Source organism: Marinomonas posidonica, from assembly GCF_043643765.1.
Lineage (GTDB): Bacteria > Pseudomonadota > Gammaproteobacteria > Pseudomonadales > Marinomonadaceae > Marinomonas > Marinomonas posidonica_A.
In genome coordinates, this window is the sequence record NZ_JBHZSP010000005.1 from 212,024 (window position 1) to 235,502 (window position 23,479).

The window sequence follows — 23,479 nt, forward strand, 5'->3', positions numbered from 1 at the left end:
TACCAGAGGTTTGGTACTTTTCTATGATTTCCTATCCAAATATTGATCCTGTCGCCATTTCGGTTGGGCCAATTGCTGTGCATTGGTACGGCATTATGTACCTGATTGGTTTTGCTGGTGCGTATGCTTTTGGTGTATATCGAGCCAAACGTTCCAATGGTTTGTGGACCAAAGATATGGTCAGTGACGCGATATTTTATGGTGCGCTTGGTGTGATTTTAGGCGGCCGTATTGGTTATATCTTGTTCTATCAATTTCCAGCCTTTGTGGATAATCCGCTGATTATGGTACGCATTTGGGAAGGCGGCATGTCTTTCCATGGTGGCTTGTTGGGTGTGATTGTGGCCATGTATGTGTTTGCTCGAAAATACCAGAAGCATTTGGTGGACGTGACAGATTTTTTGGCGCCTTTTGTGCCAATTGGTTTAGGTGCTGGGCGTATTGGTAATTTCATCGGTGGTGAACTTTGGGGTAAACCAACTGATGTGCCGTGGGCGATGATTTTTCCGCATGATCCATTGCAGCTAGCTCGTCATCCTTCTCAGTTGTACCAGTTTGCACTCGAGGGTGTGGCGCTGTTTGCTATTCTTTGGTTCTTCTCACAACGTGCCAAACCTCGTTATTGTGTCTCTGGTCTGTTTTTACTCTGTTACGGCGTATTCAGGATTTTGGTCGAGTTTGTTCGTGAACCGGATACGCAAATTGGTTACCTTGCTTGGGGCTGGTTAACGCAAGGTCAATTATTATCCTTGCCGATGGTCGTGTTGGGGGCTGCTCTTTTGGTAATGGGCTTCAAACGTAACCTGTATCCTCAAAAATAAACAATCCGATACAAGGAGAGGGCGGTGGAATTTACTCAACAAGAGACAGACGTAATCGTTAGTAAAATTAAAAAGTATTTTACGGATGAGTTGGATTCAGACATTGGCGGTTTTGAAGCGGAGTTTTTACTGACGTTTTTTAGCAAAGAGATAGGCCCATATTTTTATAACAAAGGGTTAGCCGATGCCAGTCAACTTTTGCTCGAGAAAACCGAAGAGATAGGTTATTTAATCCAAGAGCTAGAAAAGCCAGTCACCTGATGAAATAAAAACGGCGAGTAGATTACTCGCCGTTTTTATTTGGATTGATTGCGTATGAGACTGATTTCAGACTGAAAATGGGTAAGCGATAGGTTCGTGGAACTGATAGCCTTCTACTTCAAAGTCGTCCATGGTCACCCAGGTTTCTATGTCTTTTAAAGATTTGATGTCTGGGTTAATTTTTAATGTCGGTAATGGGTAAGGCTCACGCATTAGTTGAACGTCACGCATTAGTTCTAGCTGGTCTTCATAGATGTGAGCGTTCACTATCTTGTGAAAAGCTTGTCCTGGTTTTTTTCCTGTAATTTGCGCAACAATGGCAAGCAATACATACACTTGAACCATGTTGAAGTTCAGGCCAAGTGGCACATCACAGCTGCGTTGCGTGCTGTTTAGATAAAGTGTATCGCCAAGCAATGAAAAGTGATGGCTGTACATACAAGGGCGAAGACAAGCCATGTGAAAGGCGCCAGGATGATAAAAGGTGAGGATTTCCCCTCGGTTATCCACACCACGACTTAGATCATCAATAATTTGTTTTAATAGATCAATATGACCACCATCTGGCTTAGGGAAGTTGCGGCCAATGGCGCCATAACAAAGCCCCATGTCGTCTTTACCCTTACGATGAGGGTTATTTAGCCAAACCTGATTTTCATTGGCATTCGCATCCCATGTTTTTGTACCCAGAGCACGAAAATCTGCCGCATTATCATAACCACGTAAGTAACCAATGATTTCTGCAATGGCCGATTTCCAGTAACTTTTGCGTGTGGTTACAAGTGGAAATTCGCCTTTGCTGACATCATAGGTAAGATCAGCATTAATGACAGTTAAGCAGCGTTTGCCGGTTCGTTCATTGTTGACCCACTCACCTTCGTTGACGATGCGCTGGCACAGATCTAAATATTGCTTCATACCATGTACTCTCGTTGGTCTATGACGGTGACTGGCAAAGTTGAGGAACAATGCATTCTACGTCGCCATAGGTATAATGTTTGGCACAGATTATATCAGGCTTGGATTGGACTATTCGAGCATAGATTGAGAAGGTATCCATATATGTTGTCACTTATTGTTGCTATGTCTACGAACCGTACCATTGGTATTAATAATTCGCTGCCTTGGCATTTGCCAAATGACCTTAAATATTTCAAGCAAGCGACTATGGGCAAGCCAATTGTGATGGGCCGTAAAACCTTTGAGTCCATTGGTAAGCCATTACCAGGACGCCGTAACATTGTGATTACTCGCGATGCGAATTTTCAGGCTGATGGTATTGATGTGGTGTCTTCGTTGGAGCAAGCGATTGCTTTGGGGGAAGACATCTGTCTAGTGAATGGGCAAGAAGAAGTGATGGTCATTGGCGGTGCGCAGATTTATGAATTGGCATTACCAAGAGTCGATCGATTATACATTACTCACGTGGACGCTGACGTTGAGGGGGATGCCTTTTTTCCTGAAGTGGATTGGCCATCTTTTACCTTACTGGCCGAAGAAAGTTTCGCAGCAGAAGGACACAATCCTTATGACTATCGCTTTTCAGTTTATCAAAGAACCAGTGCAGAGTAGTGGATCATGTGGCAACAAGTTGAGCTGAAATTACCGCCTTATCGACGGGGGTTTCACCTGATTACCCAAGATATTGAAGAGGCCTTGTCTGATTTAGTTCAGGTAAAGGTAGGATTGTTACATCTTCAACTCTTACATACTTCAGCGTCTCTGACGATCAATGAGAATGCCGATCCTTCGGTGCGCCGTGATATGGAAAGACATTTTTCTCATATGGTGCCAGAAAATCAGCCTTACTATGAGCATACATATGAAGGCAGCGATGATATGCCTGCGCATATAAAAGCCAGCATGCTAGGGTCCTCTTTGACTATTCCAGTCACCAATCAACAATTGCGTTTAGGGACTTGGCAAGGGATTTACCTCGGTGAGCATCGGGATTATGGCGGTGCTCGTCGATTGGTATTGACTCTGCAGGGTGAGTCTTAGCAAGTGTGAATGAATATGAAAACGTCACCGATCGGTGACGTTTTTTTTGCTGCTATTGGACGTTTAATTGACGACAATTTGAGCACATTTTTTTTGCCCTTCTTCTACCGCCTGATTGGCACTTAAGGCGAGTTCTTCGATGCTTTCACCATCTTCAGGGAAGGCTGCAATGCCAATGCAGAAATCCGCAGGATCTGAATTTCCTTCTGACAAAATTGCGCTTTCATCTTCTTTTGGGTTGATCAGATTAGTTAATAAGTTATTGGCATCTTTCACACTGGTGTTAGGTAAAAGTAACAATAACTTGTCTGCTTCTACTCGAGCCAGTACGTCTGCTTCACGAATTTTTTTATAAATGTATCGTGCTGAGGTTTGAATGGCGATGTTACGAGATTCCATTGGTAAACGGCTCAACCTGTCATTCGCATCCAAATGAATTTTTGCCATGGTTAATGGCGTGTACTGACGTTTTGCTAAGCCAAGTTGTTTTTTAAAGTGCGTCAGGGCGGAGCTTCGAGTCAATAACCCCGTTAACTCATCAAAAGTGGCTTGGTTACGTAAATGCTCTTCTAAAGCTTTTTGATGGCTGATATCAACCACGAAACCTATGACCTTCTTGGTCTTACTATCAGGTGTCTTGGTGTAAGTTCGGCCACGCTCTTTGACCCACAGGTAGTCTTGGTTGCCAGTCAAAATACGGTATTCGGCTTCATAGTAATCTTGATTTAAAGCCACATGTTCATTCACTACGGCGGCTAACTGCTGGACGTCATCAGGGTGAACTAATTTGTGCCAATCGGCCGTAGAATGTGGTGTGTCTTCCACGCTGCATTTTAATAGGTTAGCGATGGATTTTGAGCATGAAACAAGGTCGGATTCCGTTTCCCATATCCACAAGCCTGCAGAGGATTCTGTTAACGCAAATTTTAGGAGAGTATTCTCAGCCGCGGACAAATCCATATGATCCGTATGATAGACACAAGCTAGTACGGATTGTCCTAAGTGTTGTAATTCAAGCTGAATATTGATGAGTTTGTCACCGACACGAATTAATGTCTCACAACGCTCAATACTGCCTTGTTGTATCTTATGGTCTAGGCTCTGCCAGTCTTCATCAGAGTTGGCTTCTTCACTTAAGTTTAACCAAGAGTCTGGTGGTGTCGCATTCCAGTTTTCAAACAATACTTCAAAGTTTCGATTGTAAGAAATTAAATGCCCAGTACGGCTTTCGATGATGAAAGCCGGTGTTGGCATGTGCTTGAAAGCTTGTTCAAAAGCGTTGCTCATTGACGCTCTCCTTATGCAAAATCAGTTTATTCAGGCGTTATCCATGTAATCTGATAATTCGCCTCTTGATCTTCTGCCAGTGTTTTGCTCAAAAATGGCATAAACTCCCTAGCGTCTTGTTCGAGTGTCCACGGTGGATTCACAATGATCATACCGCTTCCAGCCATGCCGCGCTCTTTTTCTGTATCACGAACGTTGAGTTCTAATAGCAAGATGTTGCGAATGTTGGTTGCTTTCACTGACTTTAATAAATGGTCAGCTTGTTGGCGACCTAGTACCGGATACCAGATGGCAAATGTGCCTTGAGGAAAACGTTTATAGCCTTCTTCCAATGACTTCACAACAAATTGGTAGTCTTTTTTGACCTCATAAGGCGGATCCATCAAGACAAAGCCGCGTTTTTGTGGCGGCGGCAGCATAGCTTTAACTGCCGCGAAGCCATTTTCTTTTACCACATTGGCTTTTCTTTTCTGGGGAAACAATGCTGCTAATAAAGGATAGTCGTTGGGATGTAATTCACATAGGTGAAGCTTGTCTTTTTGTCGTGTGTAATAATCCACGACTTTTGGGCTGCCTGGATAATATTCTAATTGATCCGTTGGGTTCATGTCCCGGACAATTTCCAGTAACCCTTCGACGGCTTCCGGTACGGCTGACTCTGAAAATAGTCTACTGATGCCAGAGTGATACTCTTTGTTTTTTTGGGCTTGTTCTGAATTAAGCTCGTATTGACCAATACCTGCGTGGGTGTCCAAGTAAAAGAAAGGCGAATCCTTTTTAATGAAATGGCGACAAATCTGGCTCATCGTAATGTGCTTCAAAATGTCAGCATGGTTGCCCGCGTGGTATATATGGCGATAACTCAGCATGTTGTTTCCTAATTGATTAAAAAAGGCCGCCGCCGTGACATTGGCAAAGCGGCCTTAAACGAGTCGATAGACAGTTAGTCGAGTTGACTCAGATCTCGAACGGCCCCTTTGTCTGCACTGGTTGCAAAGTGTGCGTAGACTTTTAGAGCCGGTGATACTTTACGTGGACGCTCTTGTGCAGGCTTCCAGGCGTTGGCGCCTTTGGCTTCCATCGCTGCGCGACGTGCAGCGAGTTCTTCGTCACTAAGCACTACATTGATCGTACGATTTGGAATGTCGATGCGAATGATGTCACCATTCTCCACCAAACCAATGGCTCCACCTGCGGCCGCTTCTGGCGAAACGTGACCAATCGACAAACCGGATGTACCACCAGAGAAGCGACCGTCCGTTAGTAGGGCGCAAGCTTTGCCTAAGCCTTTAGATTTGATGTAAGACGTAGGGTAAAGCATTTCCTGCATGCCAGGTCCGCCTTTTGGTCCTTCGTAACGAACAATCACGACTTCGCCTGCTTTCACCTTGTCATCAAGAATGTTCTTAACCGCTTCGTCTTGTGATTCGGTAATGTGTGCTGGCCCTTCAAAAACCAAACAGGATTCATCAACACCGGCACTCTTAACCACACAACCGTCTAGAGCGATGTTGCCATACAATACCGCCAAGCCACCTTCTAGTGAAAAGGCATTTTCAAGTGAGCGAATACAGCCATTCTCACGGTCGCCATCCAGTGTTGGCCAGCGAGTGGATTGACTAAACGCGGTTTGAGTTGGAATGCCAGCCGGACCGGCTTTGAAAAACTCAACAATTTCTGGGGTGGGAGAACGCATAATATCCCAAGTTTGAAGTGCTTTCTCCATTGTCTCTGCATGCACTGTATGACATTGGTTGTGCAGCAAACCAGCGCGATCGATTTCACCTAACAGACCGAAAATACCGCCTGCTCTGTGAACGTCTTCAATGTGGTATTGAGGTGAATTCGGAGCCACCTTACAAAGCTGAGGAACTCGACGTGATAAATGGTCGATGTCTTCCATGGTAAAGTTTACGCCCGCTTCACGAGCAATCGCCAACAAGTGCAAAATGGTGTTGGTGGACCCACCCATAGCGATGTCTAGTGTCATGGCGTTTTCAAACGCTTCGAAACTGGCAATGGCGCGAGGAGCCCAATGCAATTCATCATTCTCGTAATAGCGTTTGGTAATCTCGACAATGCGACGACCCGCTTCAACAAATAGACGATGACGATCTGAGTGAGTTGCCAAGGTAGTACCATTACCCGGCAAACTTAGGCCCAATGCTTCAGTCAAGCAGTTCATAGAGTTGGCTGTAAACATGCCAGAACAAGAACCACAGGTAGGACAAGCAGAGCGTTCGTATTCCGCGACTTTTTCATCTGAAGCAGAGGAGTCGGCAGCAATGACCATGGCATCAACCAAGTCTAACTTATGTTCTGACAGTTTGGTTTTACCCGCTTCCATTGGGCCGCCGGAGACGAAAATAACAGGAATGTTAAGGCGCATAGCGGCCATTAACATTCCAGGGGTGATTTTGTCACAGTTAGAAATACAGACGAGCGCGTCAGCACAATGCGCATTGACCATGTATTCAACCGAGTCTGCAATTAGATCTCGTGATGGCAAACTGTATAGCATGCCATCATGACCCATCGCGATACCATCATCTACCGCAATGGTGTTAAATTCTTTGGCAACGCCGCCGGCTTCTTCAATTTCTCGGCAGACTAGTTGTCCTAGGTCTTTTAGATGGACGTGACCGGGTACGAATTGCGTAAATGAGTTAGCAACGGCAATAATAGGCTTTTGAAAGTCGTCGTCTTTCATACCGGTTGCACGCCAAAGAGCGCGAGCCCCAGCCATATTACGGCCAGAGGTGGTTGTTTTGGAACGGTAGACTGGCATTATTTTCCCCACAGGATTTTTTTCTTTATATAGCCGACCATCTTACCAAGATTATTGTCTTCACCCAATGGCAATTTTGCGACAATATTGAGACACTGTGAGTTTACACCAGCTAAATTGAAACTGATGGATTAAGTATGGCAGAGCAGGAAACCTATGTTTATTCTGACGTTGCTGTAGCACGACAGCCGATCGTGGACGAGCATTTAGCCGTCATGGGCTATGAGCTATTGTATCGTAAGAGTGCGCTTGCCCATCACGCAGACGTAGTCGATGAGGTAGGGGCGACCGCCCAAGTCATTTCGGCCAGTTTATTTGAATTGGGCATGGAAAACTTAGTGGGTTGCAACAAAGCATTTGTGAATTTCCCTCGCTCCTATTTATTAAGTGCTAATGGCATCCCTACTGGTCGTGAAAACCTTGTTGTTGAGGTGCTTGAAACTGCTGGCTTTGATGCCAATTTATTAGCCGCGTTAAGACGTTGGAAAAGTGCTGGTTGTTCACTGGCATTAGATGACTTTGTGTTTGAAAGTAAGTTAACCCCTTTTGTTGAGCTGGTCGATTACGTCAAACTGGATATTTTATCCTTAGGTCATGATGGCTTTCACAAGCAAGTCGAAGCGCTAAGAGGATTTGACGTTAAGTTGATAGCGGAAAAAGTGGAGACTTGGGAAGATTATCAATTTTGCCGTTTGTTAGGCGTCGAGTACTTTCAAGGTTACTTCTTTGAAAAGCCTGAATTGATGACGACTAAGTCGTCTCGTGTGAACAGCATGACCTTGCTGAGATTGATGTCGTCACTCTTAGATACCAGTAATCTAAATGTGGATGATATTGAGCAAATTGTCAGCCAAGACGCAGGGCTTGTGCATAAGTTACTTCGGTATTTGAACTCACCTATGACAGGTTTGGTGGCGTCAGTTGACTCTGTTCGTTTAGCCATTATGTTAATTGGTGTTGAAAAACTTAAGGCACTGACTAATCTGCTTTTGATGTCAGAAATGGTTGGCGAACAACACGCTTTGCTTGAGCAGATTATTATTCGAGCCAAGCACGCTGAGCTAATGGCGATATACCGTTCTTATGACAATCAAGATAAATACTTTTTAGCAGGCATGTTATCCATGATGGATGTGTGCACAGGCATGCCTTTAGAAGAGGTTTTAGGGGATCTGCCGTTACCTAATGAGTTTATCAATGCCATTGTTCATCGGGTTGGACGTGTTGGAGAGACCTTGGATTTGGTGGACAGATATTCTAACCAACGTAGCATTGAACATGATCAGGATCTTAATGATCTGAAAGGCACTTATTTAGCGGCTTTGAAATGGTCGGATGAGTTTCTAACTCAAATTTAACCTCCCTTTTTCTTTTTATTTCTTATTTATGTAGGGAACTCCCTACAAGCCTGTAGGTCTTTTCTCTTTATACTGTATTGTAATGTAATGTTTCTTACCGGAAATAGTCTAAGCAATTGAATTTTAATGTTATTTTTTTAATTTTTTGCTAAATGTAAAAATTTGTAATTAGTTAAATAAGTGGTAAATTAGTCTTATCCAAACAGCGTTCAAGGATGATCAGCACATTGAGGTGCAAAATGCCATTGATGGCGTTTAGGACAGAACTAGGATGTTCAGAACAACGGATGGTTCTAATGGATATTGTGGTTCAGGATCGCACCATGTGTTAAGGATTGTTTGGGTTTCATGATGAAACAGACAGTGATGTTTTACTCATCGGAAGAGTGGCTTAAACGGAATTAAGCATAAAAAGGGCAGCCTAGGCTGTCTTTTTTACGAGAAGGATGTCAGACAGGATGTTGCATATGGCCAGAAAGGATTAGGCCAGAAGGATGATTGGCCAACAGGGATTTGGCGAGACTGGATGTCAATAATAGGATATTAAAAAAGCGACCGTGGTCGCTTTTTTTCGTTCTAGAATGTAGCTCTAGCGCTCAAGATGTTCCAATTTGTCTTCTACGCCATCCCATTCTGCTGCGTCGCTTAACGCATCTTTTTTCTCTGTGATGTTTGGCCAAATCATGGCAAGATCTTTGTTCAGTTCAACAAACACTTCTTGCTCTTCTGGTAATTCATCTTCTGAGAAAATAGCATTGGCGGGGCACTCTGGTTCACAAAGTGCACAATCAATGCATTCGTCTGGGTTAATGGCCAGAAAATTTGGCCCTTCATAGAAGCAATCTACTGGACAGACTTCCACACAGTCGGTGTATTTACAGCGAATGCAGTTATCAGTAACGATGAAAGCCATTCGACTTCTCCTCACAAGCTTTACAAAAAATATTGCCGCCTATTTTAGTGGCATAGGCTGTTTGGCGGCAAGTCAGAATCCCAAATAGACTAAATTTATCTGGTATTAGCTTATACCGCGTTTCGATGCTCATAGCGTTGATTTTAGTTTATATAGCTGATTCATGGCTTCGATTGGCGTCATGTTGTCTAAATCCAATGACGCAATGCTGTCTTTTAGACCATCCTGCTCGGCCTGTACAAATAAATCAGCTTGTAGTGGGGAGTGATTGGACATCATCGTTTGCGGTGCTGAGCTCGTTTGGTTATTTGCTACAGAGTTTTGCGTCGTATCGTCTAATTCAATTCCTGTAACCGTTTCTAATTCTTTAAGTTTATATTTGGCTTGTTGAATAACATTTTTCGGTACACCTGCTAGCTGAGCTACTTGCAGTCCATATGATTGACTTGCTGGACCGCTATGAACTTTATGAAGGAAGACAATTTCATCTTCATATTCTGTGGCCGTGAGGTGAACGTTTTCAGCATTCTCTAACTGCTCTGCAAGGCCGGTTAATTCAAAGTAGTGGGTAGCAAATAATACGTAGCACTTTAATTTTTGTGCTAAATATTCAACTGCCGCCCAAGCTAATGACAAGCCATCAAAAGTACTGGTGCCGCGTCCAACTTCATCCATTAGAACTAAGCTATTTTGTGTGGCATTGTTCAAAATGTTGGCGGTTTCCGTCATTTCTACCATAAAGGTAGAGCGACCACCGGCTAAGTCATCAGACGATCCCATACGTGTAAAAATACGATCGACGATCGCAATCGAAGCGGCTTCAGCAGGCACGAAGCAACCGGTATGTGCCAATAAAGTGATTAAGGCAATTTGGCGCATATAGGTGGATTTACCACCCATGTTAGGGCCGGTGATCATTAATAAAGATCGTTGATCGTTTAAGGTCAAATCGTTCGGTACAAAGGGTTCTGAAATGACCGATTCGACCACAGGGTGACGTCCTGCGGTGATATCTATGCCGCGTCCTGTGTGGAGCTCCGGTTGTGTTAAGTTGAGTTGATCAGCACGTTCTGCAAAGTTATTTAGAACGTCGAGTTGTGCGAGTGCTTGGCTGGTGGTTTGTAGCTCACCTAAATGCTGGTTCAACAGGTCTAATAAGGTTTCGTAAAGCTCTTTTTCACGAGCAAGTGCTTTGGACTTGGCACTAAGAGCCTTATCTTCGAAAGCTTTTAGCTCTGGTGTGATGAAACGCTCGGCATTTTTAAGGGTCTGGCGACGAATGTATTCCACTGGTGCTTGTTCTGAATGCAAACGGCTAATTTCAATGTAATAGCCGTGTACTCGGTTAAAGCCAACTTTGAGTGAGCTGATACCAGTGCGCTCCTTCTCGCTTCGTTCCATTTCCGCTAAGAAGTCCGTTGCGTTGGTCGATAGAGATAGTAGCTCGTCTAATTCTGGGTCGTAGCCAGTCGCAAAAATACCACCGTCTCTTACTACGGATGGTGGGTTTTCAACCAAGGCTTTAGTCAGTGTCTCGGTGAGCTCGGGTTGTGCCTTAATGCGCTGATTTAATTGACTCAATCGAGCTGAGTTAACCTTTTCTAAATCTTGGTTGATCAGTGGAATCATCTCTAATGCGAATCTTAAGCGTAACAGATCTCTCGGGCGTGCAGAGCGAAGGGCAACGCGAGACAGAATGCGTTCTAAATCTCCGACCTTTTTTAAAGCGCTGTTTAAAGGTTGGTAGTAAAATTGGCTTTTTAATTCTGCAACAGCGCTTTGGCGAGATTGAATTTCATTCAAATCCCTTACCGGCGTATGAAGCCAGCGTTTTAATAGTCGGCTGCCCATTGGGGTTGCGCATTGGTCTAGCACTTGGCTAAGTGTGTTGCTGGTGCCACCTGTTAAATTGATATCGATTTCTAGGTTACGTCGTGTGGCGGCATCAATCAAAACAGAATCGTCTTTATGTTCAACCATGATGGCTTGTATATGCGGCAAAGCTGAACGCTGTGTGTCTTTTGCGTATTGTAAAAGAGCACCAGCCGATGCAATGGCTGCGGTTAAGGCTTCGCAACCAAAGCCGGAAAGGTCTTTGGTATTGAATTGCTGAATAAGCTGACGGTAACTGGATTCGTAATCAAAGTGCCATGGGCCAAGTTCCGCAATGCCTTTCTCTAGTTGCAGTGTTTTTCGAGCTGGAAAGTCTTCTGAGATGAGAATTTCTCTTGGGGACAGTCGCTGTAACTCATTTGCTAAAGCTTCATGTCCATCTACTTCAAACAGGCAAAAGCGACCACTGGCCATGTCGAGATAAGAAAAGCCAAAAATGTCTAAACCTTTACGAGATTGATGAGCAATCGACAGCAGAAGGTTTTCACGCTTTTCCTCTAGGAAGGCTTCATCACTGATGGTGCCAGGGGTGACAATGCGAGCAATTTGTCTCTCTACCGGCCCTTTGCTCGTGGCTGGGTCCCCCGTTTGTTCGGCGACCACGACTGACTCGCCCATGCGAACTAAGCGAGCAATGTAGTTTTCGGCGGCATGGAAGGGGATGCCCGCCATTGGGATGGGCTGCCCGCCAGAGTGGCCTCTAGCCGTTAAGGTAATATCGAGTAATTGAGCGGCGCGTTTGGCGTCATCGTAAAAGAGCTCGTAGAAATCCCCCATGCGATAAAATAACAGCTGATTTGGATGTTGTGACTTGAGGCCAAAGTATTGGCGCATCATGGGGGTATGATTATCGGCTGATGTTTTGCTCATTTAAACTGCTCAATTGTGATCCAAAAAATTGAGGGTTATTCTACGGGATATTCGTCTAGGTTTTAAGAGATAAGCACAATGAATCATGAGCAAGAAATGCTGAAAAGAGCGCAGCAGGTAGCAGAATTGTTAATACAAGATGGACGTATGCTGGTGACGGCTGAGTCTTGTACTGGTGGGTTGATTGGTGCGACTTGCACTGAATTGTCTGGTAGCTCTGCTTGGTTCTTTGGTGGGCTTATTAGTTATGCTAATGAGGCAAAAGTAAAAGGATTGTCTGTTGTCGAAGCTACGTTAGCAGAACACGGAGCAGTATCCGAAGCAACGGTAAAGGAAATGTGTCGTGGCGCATTGCTGTTGGGCGGTGATGTGGCGGTTGCTGTCAGTGGGGTTGCTGGTCCCAGTGGTGGTTCGACAGAAAAACCAGTGGGTTGCGTTTATATTGGTTGGCAGTTGTTGGGAAATGAAGCCAAGGTTGTGCGTTTTCAATTTTCAGGGAGTCGAAAAGAGATACGGCAAAAGGCCGTGTTGGAGGCGTTACAAGGGGTGATAGATTGTATTTTAATGGAAAGATAATATTACTGTTTTTTTATACAGTATTTTCTTGAGGTTCGGAAAAAAAAACGATAAAGTTACCAGCATTAAAATTGAACATTCAGTCATTAAGGATTCCATTATGTCATCTATTGCAGATAACAAGAAAAAGGCGCTAGACGCTGCGCTGTCTCAAATTGAGCGTCAATTTGGTAAAGGTGCCATCATGAAAATGGGTGAAGGCACTAAGATGGACATCGAGACAGTGTCAACTGGATCCTTGGGTTTGGATATTGCCTTGGGGGCTGGTGGTCTTCCTTTTGGTCGAATTTGTGAAATTTATGGTCCAGAGTCCTCTGGTAAAACCACATTAACACTAAGTGTGATTGCCGAAGCGCAAAAACAAGGTAAGACGTGTGCCTTTATTGATGCTGAGCACGCCTTGGATCCTTCTTATGCTGAAAAACTGGGTGTTAATCTGGAAGACTTGTTGATTTCCCAGCCTGATACTGGTGAGCAAGCACTTGAAATCGTTGACATGTTAGTGCGTTCAAACAGTGTTGACGTGGTGATTGTCGATTCGGTCGCGGCTTTGGTGCCGAAATCTGAAATCGAAGGTGAAATGGGTAGCTCATCCGTTGGTGTTCAAGCACGTCTATTGTCTCAAGCCATGCGTAAATTGACGGGTTCTATTAAGAACGCTAACTGCTTGGTGGTCTTCATTAACCAAATTCGCATGAAGATCGGTGTGATGTTTGGTTCGCCTGAAACGACGACGGGTGGTAATGCGCTGAAATTCTACTCTTCTGTTCGTTTGGATATTCGTCGTATTGGTTCTGTTAAACAGGGTGATGAAGTCATTGGTAATGAAACCCGTGTGAAGGTAGTGAAAAATAAAATAGCTCCGCCATTTAAACAAACAGAATTCCAGATTATGTACGGTGCCGGTATTTATCGTATGGGTGAAGTTATTGATCTTGGTGTTAAACAAGGTTTGGTGGATAAATCTGGTGCTTGGTATGCTTACGGTGGGAATAAAATCGGTCAAGGTAAAGCGAATGCGGCGCAATATTTATCTGACAATCCTGAGGTTGCGGCAGAAATTGAAGCTAAGATTCGTGAAGAGTTGCTGCCAAAACGTACTAAAGCAGAAGATGCGACCAGTGAAAAAGAGGAAGCAGAACAGCTCGATTTCTAGTGTGAAGTTTGAGTATTGTTAAGAAAAGCAGGCCCAAGTGCCTGCTTTTTTGTTTTTTACGGTAGATGAGTTAAGAAATGTAGGTTTTATGGTGTCATGAGTCATAAACTTCTATGATAAGTAATAGGGGTTATTCACTGATAAATAGGAAGATTGTGCTATGTTGGTTTGGCAGTGGGGATTAATTGCAACCAGTGTGATGTTCGCGGTGGCTTTTGTGGTGCTTGTGGTTCGCTATTTATCACTAAAAAAGCAACTAAATACTGACAATGTCAATGAAGGGGAGGGGGATAATGAAAGTGATATCATGTTGCCCTCAGATCCTGCTCAAGCTTCAGAAAAAGAACAGTGGTTGGCGTTACTGAATCAGCAAAAATTAATCTGTGGCCAGTTGTTAACTAAGTTGGCGAAAGAGGATTTTCAAGGACGAGCTTCTTTATCCTGTTGGTCGATTTTTTTAGATGTAGAAATTAAAATTATCGAAGAAGGGTTGGATGATATAGAGGTCACCACCTTACTTAGTGCTTTCAAGAATATCCTCGATAAGATAGACAAGGCTCAAGAGATTGATGCTTTATTGAAATCCCTCAAAGTGAATCAAACCGTCCTACGTGAGCTGAATAAAGTTATTCAACGAACTGGTGATAAAATTTTTAATCATGTCAATATTACCGCTGATTTAAACGCTCAACTGGATAAGTTACAGGCACAACTCGCAAAAGAAGCGGAGTTAGATGAATCTTTAGGTTTATTACGATCTGAGATTGCCAGTATGTTTGAGTTGGCCGAGCGTCTAAAACATCACCTAGAAGATGTGAAAAAAAGTGGTGTTGCGCCTGAATACATAGAGGCTCTGGAGGACTTTTTAGGTGGTGTTGATGAATCGCAGTTTCTGAATGCAGTCGGTTCTGAAATGGATGACAAGGTGGCGGATCTTAAGCTGCTTGCTGTTAACCAGAAAGCCATTATTGAAGAATTGAAAGCACAAATGCGTCAGCTTAAAGGCAATGGAGATCACCATATTGGTGAGTATGATATTGCTATGGCTAGACTTGAGAAGTCTCTGCTGGAAAGTAGTCGAGTGATTAAGCGTTTAGAGTCAAAGCTTGAAAATCTACATAATATCAAACATAACTTAAATATTGATCTTGTTAAGCGAGATGAAGCGCTGGCGCAGAAGACAGCTCAGTTAGCAGGGAGTGAATCGAGTGGAACTGATATTTACAGTGTCATCGATGAAGAGCTAAGCACCATGAGAAATATGGAAGACTTGCTTTCACAAGGGGACTTAACGGAAGTATCCGATGCGTTCGCAACGGAGCAAGCTTTAAAAATTAAAGAGCTACGGCAAATGGTAAATGATTCAGAGCTTTATGTTGAGGTTTTGGAGCGGGATTTAGAGAAGGCACGAGTGCTTCGCGAAAACCTTGAGTATAAATTGAGTCACCCTGAGTCACTGGTAAATCCAGAATTTCAGGATAGCGATATTCTATTAGAAAAAGAGCTAGAAGAGCTTGAGAACCTTCGAGAAATAAATGACGAGCTTGAAGTCGAGCGAAAACGCTTAATTACCGAGCTGTATGATGGACAGGCACAAACGGAAGAGTTCTCTAAATTACGTCATAAGGTAGATGAGCTGGACAAAAAAATTGATTCAGTTCAACAAAGTTATGTCGAGATGGAGGAAAAATACCTCAATGCGATTATGGCCGGTGAAGATGGTTTCTAGGTTTCTAGGTTTCTAGGTTTCTGGTTCTCTAGTGCTATTTTTGAAAGCTCCTTTAGCGTCTTTGATTGCTAGTTTTCTAGATCGGATTATGACATTGCATATTGTATTTGGTCATAATCGAAGCCTCTGTATTGTAAGTGGCGCATTTGCCTTGATTTTTCTTTAAAGTCTTGAGGTGGTTGTTCGCCAAATTTTCGAATTTTTGCGTCTTTGGCTAATTCGTACCAATCGCATTCTGCTTCTTCTAGGGCATTTTTAGCGATCTCATTAGAAAGCCCTTTTTGTATTAACTCTTGTCTGATTCGAGTGGGGCCAAGCGATCGGTTGGCTTTGCTTCTCACATAAATTTCCGCAAATCGTTCGTCATTTAAATAGTTCAATTCTTTTAATTGCTTAATGACGTTATCAATATCTTCTTCTGAATGTCCTTTTTGTTTTAGTTTAGCGGCGACCTCGGCACAAGCGTGCTCTCTCTGATTTAATAAGAGTAAGGCATGGTCATAAGTCGTTAATTGTGGCGTGTTCATAGTCTTGTCTTCTGTGTTTTTGGCATTGTGCCATTGTCATCAACTAAATTCACTTAATATAATAGTTTATATGTCTTTTAATTATTGTTTTTTTGGTTCTTTTGTCTTTAATTTGCTATTAAAATGGATTATAAAACTGCTTTTTGTGTGTGATTATAGTCTAAACGACTTATTGATTTATTGGAGGCGGTATGCAGGTCTGCGTATTAGGTGCGGGTGTTGTTGGCTTAACATCTGCGTATTTTTTGGCGAAAAAAGGGTTTGAGGTGACGGTAATTGATCGTCAGCCTAGTGTGGCATTGGAAACCAGTTTTGCGAATGCGGGGCAAATTTCGCCAGGGTATTCTGCGCCTTGGGCGGCGCCAGGAGTGCCGCTTAAAGCCATTAAATGGTTAATGCAAAAACACGCGCCGCTGAAAATTAGTCCTGATCCAGAAATGAAAAAGCTACTGTGGATGGGGAAGATGCTGTCGCAGTGTACTGAGGGAGCATACAACACTAATAAATCCCGTATGATGGCTCTTGCTGAGTACAGTCGCGATCAATTTATTGCTTTGCGTAAGGAACTTGGTATTCGTTACGATAATGGTCAAGGCGGGACTTTACAGTTGTTTCGTAAGGAAGAGCAAGTTGAGGCTGCCGCTAAAGACATCAAGGTGCTGCTGGCTTTAAATGTACCACATCAAATGCTGACGCCAGAGCAGATTATTGAGGTTGAGCCGGGCTTAGCTCCTGTTATCAATAAGTTTAAGGGTGGTCTTCGGTTGACTGGAGATGAAACGGGCGATTGTTATTTATTTTGCCAATCCTTAAAAGAGCATTGCGATGCGTTAGGTGTCTCATTTCAATTTAATACTGATATTCAATCTTTGTCTGTTGAATCTGGTAAAATTCGCGGCGTTGTTACGCAAAATGGTTTGCAGGATTTTGATCATGTGTTGGTCTGTCTAGGCAGTTATTCAAAAGAATTATTAAAAGCTTGTGATATTGATATTCCGGTTTATCCAGTAAAAGGATACTCCCTGACAGTTCCCGTTACAGACACGCAATACGCTCCTGTTTCTACTGTGATGGATGAAACATACAAGGTGGCGGTGACTCGCCTTGGTGAACGTATTCGTGCAGCGGGTACGGCTGAGTTGACAGGGTACAATCTTGAATTGCCAAAATCCCGTACCGAAACCATCAGTCATGTGGTGGAAGACTTGTTTGGTCAAGGTTGTCAGTTGGCGGAGGCTGAGTATTGGACGGGATTGCGTCCTATGACCCCGGATGGCACGCCTGTTGTAGGAGCGACAAATGTGGCCGGCTTGTATCTTAATACTGGGCACGGAACACTAGGCTGGACAATGAGTTGTGGTTCTGCAGCGGTGATTGCGGATATCATGGTGGGCAATCAAACGGAAGTCGATTCATCTGACTTGTCGGTTAAGCGTTATCAGTAGTAAGGAATATCTATGGCTAGGCCGTTAGTTGCCAGCATCGATTTGGATGCAATTTTATACAATTATCAATTTGCTAAAAAACTTCAGCCAAGCTGTAAAGCGTTTGCTGTTGTAAAAAGTAATGCCTATGGGCATGGTGCAGTGCCTGTGGCTCAGCACTTGGATAAAGACGTGGATGCGTTTGCCGTTGCGGCGATTGAAGAGGCGATTGAGCTTAGAGACGCGGGCATAGAATCGCCAATTATGTTGCTTGAAGGGGTGTTTGAACCCTTGGAATGGCAGTTGTGCGAGCAGCATGGATTTTGGTCTGCTCTGGAGAATGAGCAGCAATTGACGGGTTTGTTAGAAAGTCAGTCAAAGATTGGTAAGGTGTTTGTCAAACTGGATTCGGGTATGCATCGTTTGGGGGTTGATAAAGCGGAAGCTAACGATTTGGTGGTTCAATTGCGTCAAAGTGGTTTGGTAGATGATGTCTTGTTGATGACGCATTTCTCTTGCGCCGACGATTTGTCTGATTTGACGACTATGGAGCAATTAGCCTACTTCGAAAGTGCACGCCGTGATATTGGTGACATTGAGGCCAGTGTGGCCAATTCAGCTGCCATCATGAAATGGTCTGTGCCTGACGGTGGCTGGATTCGCCCTGGCATCATGTTGTATGGTATCTCGCCTTTTGCGGGTGTTGCTGGTGTGCAGTTGGGGTTGAAACCAGCTATGACTTTATCGTCAAAGATCATTTCGGTTCGTCATTTACAAAAAGGGGATCAGGTGGGTTATGGTCGCACTTATCAGGCGGAGCAAGCGCATCAGCTAGCGACCGTTGCTGTAGGTTACGGTGATGGCTATCCTCGCGTGACAGAAAACGGTGCGCCAGTTCGTATTGCGGGCGAGGCGGGTTACTTAGCGGGTCGTGTTTCTATGGATATGATTACGGTTCGCTTGCCTGATGATTCTGATATGGTGATGGAGCTGGGTCAGGAAGTGGTTTTGTGGGGAGGAGAGGTTCCTGTAGAAGAAGTGGCTGATTATGCTGGCACCATAGGATACGAAGTGGTGACTCGTATGACTTCTCGACCTCATTATCGTTATTTTTCCACTACGAAAACGACCTAATCTTCCTGTGAAACACCTCTTTTCATTCAGAAAAGAGGTGTTTGTGTAGGATTTGCACAAAATAAGCTTAAATTTCCTGCGGTTTCTTTTGAAAAAACCTATCCTTTGCGTGTACTATTTTGTGCTTTTCGTTGCATAGTGGCCGCATTTTGTTTATTGCGGTCAGCGCAGCCCTAATTCGCCCAGAAATATAGAGATAGAGACTCACCCCATTATGAAGAGTTCTGAGTTACGTCAGTCATTTTTGTCTTACTTCGAAAGTAAGCAACATCAGATAGTTGAATCCAGCTCACTGATTCCAGGTAACGATCCTACTTTGCTGTTTACTAACGCTGGTATGGTGCAGTTTAAAGATGTTTTTCTTGGGGACGATGTACGTCCTTATACGCGAGCAACCTCATCTCAGCGCTGTGTTCGAGCTGGTGGAAAGCATAACGACTTGGAAAACGTCGGTTATACAGCACGTCACCATACTTTCTTCGAAATGTTGGGTAACTTTAGTTTTGGTGATTATTTTAAAACCGAAGCCATCAGTTATGCTTGGGAGTTTTTAACACAAGTCTTGAAACTGCCAACTGAAAAACTCTTGGTCACTGTGTACGCAGACGATGATGAAGCCTTTGATATCTGGCATAAGAAAATCGGTTTGCCTACAGAGAAAATTATTCGCATTGGTGACAATAAAGGTGGCCGCTATCAATCTGATAATTTCTGGGCAATGGGGGATACTGGTCCATGTGGTCCTTGTTCAGAAGTTTTTTATGATCATGGTGAGCATATTTGGGGTGGGCCACCAGGATCGCCAGAAGAAGATGGTGATCGTTTTATCGAAATCTGGAACGTCGTCTTCATGCAATTTAATCGATCTGCAAATGGTGACATGACTCCGCTTCCTAAGCCTTCGGTTGATACTGGGATGGGTTTGGAGCGTATTGCGGCGATTTTACAAGGCGTGCACAGTAACTATGAGATTGATTTATTTCAAAATCTAATCAAAGCCTCGGCCAACGTTGTTGGTACTGAAGATTTGGAAGCGCAATCTTTGCGTGTTATTGCAGACCACATCCGCTCTTGTTCTTTCATGATTGTGGATGGTGTTGTGCCGTCGAATGAAGGTCGTGGTTATGTGTTGCGTCGTATCATTCGCCGTGCGGTACGTCATGGTAATAAATTAGGTCAGGCCAAACCCTTCTTCCACAAATTGGTCGCCGCATTGGATATCGAAATGGGTGATGCTTACCCAGAATTGCGTAAGCTAAAAGATCGCGTAACGTCTATCTTGTTAAAAGAAGAAGAGCAGTTTGCCAAAACGCTAGATCAAGGTATGCGCATTCTTGAAGAAGCCATTGCGCAATTGGATGGTAGTAAAGTGCTCTCTGGTGAGACAGTTTTCAAGCTTTATGATACCTATGGTTTCCCTGCAGATCTAACCAATGATGTTGCTCGTGAAAACGGTTTGGAAATTGACGAAGTGAGTTTTGAGGCCGCGATGGAAGCACAGCGTGCGCGTGCGCGTTCGGCAAGCAACTTCAGTATGGATATGTCCGGCAGTGTGAGCTTGGATGCCGAAACCGAGTTTACTGGTTATGACAAGCTTGAAGATGAATGTCAGGTTGAAACCATTTTGTTAGATGGTCAGTCAGTACAAACACTTGAAGCCGGTCAACAAGCGGTAGTAGTGCTGAAAAACACACCTTTCTACGGTGAGTCTGGTGGGCAAGTTGGTGATCAAGGTTGGTTACGTGGTGATGTGGCTTTTAAAGTGAGCAATACAACCAAGCAAGGTAAAGCGCATCTTCATCATGGTGAATTAAAAGAAGGTACTTTGTCGGTAGGAGATAAAGTGACTGCGCAAGTGGATAGCTCCATGCGTCAAGCCACTGCATTGAACCACTCGGCAACACACTTGATGCACGAAGCCTTGCGTCGTGTTCTTGGTGACCATGTTGTGCAGAAGGGGTCTTTGGTGGATGCGGAGCGTTTGCGTTTCGACTTCTCTCATTTTGAAGGTGTAACTGCCGCTGAAATTGAACAAATTGAAGACATGGTAAATGAGCAAATTCGTCTAAATCATGCTGTTGAAACCGATATCATGGATATTGAAGCAGCAAAAGGCAAAGGTGCGATGGCGCTGTTTGGTGAGAAATACGACAGCCAAGTGCGTGTATTGACCATGGGTGCTGACTATTCCATCGAATTATGTGGTGGTACGCATGTTAAGCGTACTGGCGATATCGGTTTGTTTAAAATCATCACGGAAAGCGGTATCGCAGCCGGTGTTCGCCGTATCGAAGCAGTGACAGGTAAAGCGGCTGTGGAAGTGAACCGGGCGATGGAAAACACCTTGCAACAGGTCGCGTCACTGGTGAAAGGGAATAAAGAGTCTGTTTTAGATAAAGTAACAGTGCTTAACGATCAGGCTCGTGCTTTGCAGAAAGAGTTGGATGCGATCAAAGGCAAGTTGGCCGCCATGGCGGGAGCTGATTTAGCTTCTCAGGCGGTCGATATTAATGGCGGTAAGCTGTTGGTCGCTCAAGTTGAAGCAGATCCAAAAGCACTGCGTGATATGCTGGACCAATTGAAGAGCAAGCTAGAGTCGGCGGTTATTTTGTTGGCTGCGGTTAATGACGGTAAGGTGAGTTTAATTGCTGGTGTGACCAAAGAGCTGACAAAGCAAGTAAAAGCGGGTGACCTTATTAAGATGGTTGCGCCTTTAGTCGATGGTAAAGGTGGTGGTCGTCCTGATATGGCTCAGGCCGGTGGTAATAATCCAGATGCGCTACCAAGTGCTCTTGCTTCCGTGCCTGATTGGGTTGCGGAAAGAGTTTAAAATGTTTAGCCCGATGAGTCGGGCTCTTTTTAGGTAATGATAAGACTATGGCGTTGTTAGTTCAGAAATATGGTGGTACTTCAGTTGGTACAATAGAGCGTATCGAAGCCGTGGCGGATCGAGTGCAGAAGCATAAGCTGCAAGGCGATGATATTGTTGTGGCGGTGTCTGCAATGAGTGGTGAGACGAATCGCTTGATTGAGCTTGCAAAAAGTATTCAATCTACGCCCGATGCACGTGAGATGGATGTGTTGCTTTCTACAGGAGAGCAGGTGACGATTGCTTTGTTATCTATGGCTCTAATGAAGCGAGGTATTGCTGCACGTTCTTACACAGGTTCTCAAGTGCGTATTACGACTGACAGCGCCCACGGCAAGGCTCGTATTCAGGAAATTGATACTGAGGCGATGAAGGCGGATTTGGCCGCAGGTAAAGTGCTGGTGGTTGCTGGTTTTCAAGGCGCAGATGAATTTGGCAACATCACGACCTTAGGGCGGGGTGGTTCTGATACGACGGGCGTGGCGTTAGCGGCAGCGTTAAAAGCCGATGAGTGTCAGATATATACCGACGTGGATGGTGTGTATACCACGGATCCTCGTGTGGTAGACAGTGCTCGTCGATTGGATAAGATTACTTTTGAAGAAATGTTGGAGATGGCAAGTCTCGGCTCAAAAGTGTTGCAGATTCGTTCTGTTGAGTTTGCTGGTAAGTACCAAGTGCCGTTGCGTGTACTGTCCAGTTTTAAAGATGGTGAAGGCACGCTAATTACAACTGATGGGGAACTTGATATGGAACAAGCTGCTGTTTCTGGTATTGCATTTAATCGTGATGAAGCGAAGCTGACGCTAAAAGGTGTTCCTGATATTCCGGGTGTGGCATCAAGAATCCTTGGGCCAATCAGTGATGCTAATGTTGAAGTAGATATGATTGTGCAAAACGTCTCAGTAGATGGTACTACTGATTTTACTTTTACTGTGCATCGTAATGAGTATGAGCTGGCTCTGCAGACATTAAATCAGATTGCTGAGGAATTGGGCGCGAAATCTGTTTTATCCGACGCTAAGATTGCGAAGGTGTCTATTGTCGGGGTAGGTATGAGATCTCACGCTGGTGTGGCGAGCACTATGTTTAAAGCTTTGGCAGAAGAGTCGATTAATATCCAGCTTATCTCTACGTCAGAGATTAAGGTGTCGGTTATTATTGATGAGAAGTACATGGAGTTAGCGGTGCGTGCGTTACATTCTGCTTTCAAATTGAGTGATTCTGCTGCAGGTGTTAGCGAAGCGTAACAAATGAATACATAATCCTTGTTTTTTGCGATGGTTTAATTTTTATTGAGCGGCTAGAATATGTCTTGTAGGAAATGGCCTACAGCATTGTAGGTTGTATCTATTAATAAAATTTTAGAATATAGCAATTACAGGGAGATATTCTTATGCTTATTTTGACTCGTCGTGTTGGTGAGACCTTGATGGTTGGTGACGAAGTGTCCGTTACTGTGTTGGGTGTAAAAGGAAATCAAGTGCGTATTGGTATCAATGCACCAAAAGATGTTTCTGTTCACCGTGAAGAAATTTATCTTCGAATTCAAAAAGAGCAAGATGGACAAGATTCTGAGGATTAATTTTTAAAAAAAATTCCAAAAAGTCTTTACATGGCGTTAGAGCAGTATATACTACGCCGCACTTGTTTGGAGAGTTGGCCGAGTGGCCGAAGGCGCTCCCCTGCTAAGGGAGTATGGGTTAACACTCATCGAGGGTTCGAATCCCTCACTCTCCGCCATTCAAGTCAACCTTTCAGAGACTATCCTTTCTGAGTTGTAAGGTTGAAAATTGTAGTTACGCATCCGTAGCTCAGCTGGATAGAGTACTCGGCTACGAACCGAGCGGTCAGAGGTTCGAATCCTCTCGG

General features: G+C 44.1%; 20 protein-coding genes and 1 tRNA gene. 14 read left to right on the top strand and 7 right to left on the bottom strand.

Going from position 1 to position 23,479, the window contains the following annotated elements; translation table 11 throughout:
- Positions 1-23 precede the first annotated feature (23 nt).
- Together lgt and ACHUFM_RS07835 are read left to right on the top strand one after the other, a co-directional pair.
- Positions 24-821: a prolipoprotein diacylglyceryl transferase gene (gene lgt, locus ACHUFM_RS07830; RefSeq protein ID WP_394181170.1), complete on the top strand. Its 798-nt coding sequence runs from the start codon at positions 24-26 to the stop codon at positions 819-821.
- 24 nt (positions 822-845) lie between these two features.
- Positions 846-1,082, top strand: a complete 237-nt coding sequence (locus ACHUFM_RS07835; RefSeq protein ID WP_394181172.1) for a DUF2164 domain-containing protein — start codon at positions 846-848, stop codon at positions 1,080-1,082.
- Positions 1,083-1,148: 66 nt separating this feature from the next.
- On the opposite strand, the gene ACHUFM_RS07840 is transcribed toward ACHUFM_RS07835, so the two are convergent.
- Positions 1,149-2,000 (bottom strand): thymidylate synthase, encoded by an 852-nt coding sequence (locus tag ACHUFM_RS07840; RefSeq protein WP_394181174.1) that lies wholly within the window; start codon positions 1,998-2,000, stop codon positions 1,149-1,151.
- A gap of 144 nt (positions 2,001-2,144) precedes the next feature.
- Between ACHUFM_RS07840 and ACHUFM_RS07845 the strand changes: the two genes are divergently transcribed.
- The gene (locus ACHUFM_RS07845; RefSeq protein WP_394181176.1) at positions 2,145-2,654 is read left to right on the top strand and encodes a dihydrofolate reductase; all 510 of its coding nucleotides are present in this window, start codon (positions 2,145-2,147) and stop codon (positions 2,652-2,654) included.
- Positions 2,655-2,660: 6 nt separating this feature from the next.
- Positions 2,661-3,083, top strand: a complete 423-nt coding sequence (locus ACHUFM_RS07850) for a secondary thiamine-phosphate synthase enzyme YjbQ (RefSeq protein WP_394181178.1) — start codon at positions 2,661-2,663, stop codon at positions 3,081-3,083.
- A 63-nt stretch (positions 3,084-3,146) separates the two neighbouring features.
- Here the strand turns inward: ACHUFM_RS07850 and ACHUFM_RS07855 are convergent, their stop codons facing one another.
- The 3 genes from ACHUFM_RS07855 to ilvD form a co-directional block, all read right to left on the bottom strand.
- Positions 3,147-4,370, bottom strand: a complete 1,224-nt coding sequence (locus tag ACHUFM_RS07855; RefSeq protein ID WP_394181180.1) for a sensor domain-containing diguanylate cyclase — start codon at positions 4,368-4,370, stop codon at positions 3,147-3,149.
- Between the two features lie 26 nt (positions 4,371-4,396).
- Positions 4,397-5,239, bottom strand: coding sequence for a 23S rRNA (adenine(2030)-N(6))-methyltransferase RlmJ (locus ACHUFM_RS07860; protein WP_113875373.1), 843 nt, complete (start codon positions 5,237-5,239; stop codon positions 4,397-4,399).
- Between the two features lie 74 nt (positions 5,240-5,313).
- Positions 5,314-7,158, bottom strand: coding sequence for a dihydroxy-acid dehydratase (gene ilvD / locus ACHUFM_RS07865; RefSeq protein ID WP_394181182.1), 1,845 nt, complete (start codon positions 7,156-7,158; stop codon positions 5,314-5,316).
- A gap of 137 nt (positions 7,159-7,295) precedes the next feature.
- Here ilvD and ACHUFM_RS07870 point away from each other — a divergent pair, with 137 nt between their 5' ends.
- Positions 7,296-8,516: an EAL and HDOD domain-containing protein gene (locus tag ACHUFM_RS07870; RefSeq protein ID WP_394181184.1), complete on the top strand. Its 1,221-nt coding sequence runs from the start codon at positions 7,296-7,298 to the stop codon at positions 8,514-8,516.
- 589 nt (positions 8,517-9,105) lie between these two features.
- On the opposite strand, the gene fdxA is transcribed toward ACHUFM_RS07870, so the two are convergent.
- Entirely contained in the window at positions 9,106-9,429 is a 324-nt protein-coding gene (fdxA, locus tag ACHUFM_RS07875; RefSeq protein WP_063331490.1) for a ferredoxin FdxA, read from the bottom strand.
- Positions 9,430-9,558: 129 nt separating this feature from the next.
- Positions 9,559-12,192 carry a DNA mismatch repair protein MutS gene (gene mutS, locus ACHUFM_RS07880; protein ID WP_394181187.1) on the bottom strand — a complete coding sequence of 878 codons (2,634 nt, stop codon included), beginning with the start codon at positions 12,190-12,192 and terminating at the stop codon, positions 9,559-9,561.
- A 78-nt stretch (positions 12,193-12,270) separates the two neighbouring features.
- Here mutS and ACHUFM_RS07885 point away from each other — a divergent pair, with 78 nt between their 5' ends.
- The 3 genes from ACHUFM_RS07885 to ACHUFM_RS07895 all read left to right on the top strand — a co-directional run bounded on the left by ACHUFM_RS07885 (position 12,271) and on the right by ACHUFM_RS07895 (position 15,653).
- The gene (locus ACHUFM_RS07885; protein WP_394181189.1) at positions 12,271-12,768 is read left to right on the top strand and encodes a CinA family protein; all 498 of its coding nucleotides are present in this window, start codon (positions 12,271-12,273) and stop codon (positions 12,766-12,768) included.
- Positions 12,769-12,868: 100 nt separating this feature from the next.
- Positions 12,869-13,924: a recombinase RecA gene (gene recA, locus ACHUFM_RS07890; RefSeq protein ID WP_394181191.1), complete on the top strand. Its 1,056-nt coding sequence runs from the start codon at positions 12,869-12,871 to the stop codon at positions 13,922-13,924.
- 160 nt (positions 13,925-14,084) lie between these two features.
- Positions 14,085-15,653: a coiled-coil domain-containing protein gene (locus ACHUFM_RS07895; RefSeq protein WP_394181193.1), complete on the top strand. Its 1,569-nt coding sequence runs from the start codon at positions 14,085-14,087 to the stop codon at positions 15,651-15,653.
- 86 nt (positions 15,654-15,739) lie between these two features.
- On the opposite strand, the gene ACHUFM_RS07900 is transcribed toward ACHUFM_RS07895, so the two are convergent.
- Positions 15,740-16,180 carry a regulatory protein RecX gene (locus tag ACHUFM_RS07900; RefSeq protein WP_394181195.1) on the bottom strand — a complete coding sequence of 147 codons (441 nt, stop codon included), beginning with the start codon at positions 16,178-16,180 and terminating at the stop codon, positions 15,740-15,742.
- A 191-nt stretch (positions 16,181-16,371) separates the two neighbouring features.
- Between ACHUFM_RS07900 and ACHUFM_RS07905 the strand changes: the two genes are divergently transcribed.
- From ACHUFM_RS07905 to ACHUFM_RS07930, 6 genes are all read left to right on the top strand, one after another.
- Positions 16,372-17,625, top strand: coding sequence for a D-amino acid dehydrogenase (locus ACHUFM_RS07905; RefSeq protein ID WP_394181197.1), 1,254 nt, complete (start codon positions 16,372-16,374; stop codon positions 17,623-17,625).
- Between the two features lie 12 nt (positions 17,626-17,637).
- Positions 17,638-18,738: an alanine racemase gene (gene alr / locus ACHUFM_RS07910; RefSeq protein WP_394181199.1), complete on the top strand. Its 1,101-nt coding sequence runs from the start codon at positions 17,638-17,640 to the stop codon at positions 18,736-18,738.
- A gap of 214 nt (positions 18,739-18,952) precedes the next feature.
- The gene (gene alaS / locus ACHUFM_RS07915; protein WP_394181201.1) at positions 18,953-21,568 is read left to right on the top strand and encodes an alanine--tRNA ligase; all 2,616 of its coding nucleotides are present in this window, start codon (positions 18,953-18,955) and stop codon (positions 21,566-21,568) included.
- 47 nt (positions 21,569-21,615) lie between these two features.
- Entirely contained in the window at positions 21,616-22,857 is a 1,242-nt protein-coding gene (locus tag ACHUFM_RS07920) for an aspartate kinase (protein ID WP_394181203.1), read from the top strand.
- A gap of 146 nt (positions 22,858-23,003) precedes the next feature.
- Positions 23,004-23,192: a carbon storage regulator CsrA gene (gene csrA, locus ACHUFM_RS07925; protein WP_013795210.1), complete on the top strand. Its 189-nt coding sequence runs from the start codon at positions 23,004-23,006 to the stop codon at positions 23,190-23,192.
- 68 nt (positions 23,193-23,260) lie between these two features.
- Positions 23,261-23,350, top strand: a tRNA-Ser gene (locus ACHUFM_RS07930).
- Positions 23,351-23,479: the final 129 nt, after the last annotated feature.

Bases quoted from the DNA above. Each gene is read 5' to 3' on its own strand.
- lgt (WP_394181170.1), top strand. From the start codon at position 24: ATGATTTCCTATCCAAATATTGATCCTGTCGCCATTTCGGTTGGGCCA.
- ACHUFM_RS07840 (WP_394181174.1), bottom strand. From the start codon at position 2,000: ATGAAGCAATATTTAGATCTGTGCCAGCGCATCGTCAACGAAGGTGAG.
- ACHUFM_RS07845 (WP_394181176.1), top strand. From the start codon at position 2,145: ATGTTGTCACTTATTGTTGCTATGTCTACGAACCGTACCATTGGTATT.
- ACHUFM_RS07850 (WP_394181178.1), top strand. From the start codon at position 2,661: ATGTGGCAACAAGTTGAGCTGAAATTACCGCCTTATCGACGGGGGTTT.
- ACHUFM_RS07855 (WP_394181180.1), bottom strand. From the start codon at position 4,370: ATGAGCAACGCTTTTGAACAAGCTTTCAAGCACATGCCAACACCGGCT.
- ACHUFM_RS07860 (WP_113875373.1), bottom strand. From the start codon at position 5,239: ATGCTGAGTTATCGCCATATATACCACGCGGGCAACCATGCTGACATT.
- ilvD (WP_394181182.1), bottom strand. From the start codon at position 7,158: ATGCCAGTCTACCGTTCCAAAACAACCACCTCTGGCCGTAATATGGCT.
- ACHUFM_RS07870 (WP_394181184.1), top strand. From the start codon at position 7,296: ATGGCAGAGCAGGAAACCTATGTTTATTCTGACGTTGCTGTAGCACGA.
- fdxA (WP_063331490.1), bottom strand. From the start codon at position 9,429: ATGGCTTTCATCGTTACTGATAACTGCATTCGCTGTAAATACACCGAC.
- mutS (WP_394181187.1), bottom strand. From the start codon at position 12,192: ATGAGCAAAACATCAGCCGATAATCATACCCCCATGATGCGCCAATAC.
- ACHUFM_RS07885 (WP_394181189.1), top strand. From the start codon at position 12,271: ATGAATCATGAGCAAGAAATGCTGAAAAGAGCGCAGCAGGTAGCAGAA.
- recA (WP_394181191.1), top strand. From the start codon at position 12,869: ATGTCATCTATTGCAGATAACAAGAAAAAGGCGCTAGACGCTGCGCTG.
- ACHUFM_RS07895 (WP_394181193.1), top strand. From the start codon at position 14,085: ATGTTGGTTTGGCAGTGGGGATTAATTGCAACCAGTGTGATGTTCGCG.
- ACHUFM_RS07900 (WP_394181195.1), bottom strand. From the start codon at position 16,180: ATGAACACGCCACAATTAACGACTTATGACCATGCCTTACTCTTATTA.
- ACHUFM_RS07905 (WP_394181197.1), top strand. From the start codon at position 16,372: ATGCAGGTCTGCGTATTAGGTGCGGGTGTTGTTGGCTTAACATCTGCG.
- alr (WP_394181199.1), top strand. From the start codon at position 17,638: ATGGCTAGGCCGTTAGTTGCCAGCATCGATTTGGATGCAATTTTATAC.
- alaS (WP_394181201.1), top strand. From the start codon at position 18,953: ATGAAGAGTTCTGAGTTACGTCAGTCATTTTTGTCTTACTTCGAAAGT.
- ACHUFM_RS07920 (WP_394181203.1), top strand. From the start codon at position 21,616: ATGGCGTTGTTAGTTCAGAAATATGGTGGTACTTCAGTTGGTACAATA.
- csrA (WP_013795210.1), top strand. From the start codon at position 23,004: ATGCTTATTTTGACTCGTCGTGTTGGTGAGACCTTGATGGTTGGTGAC.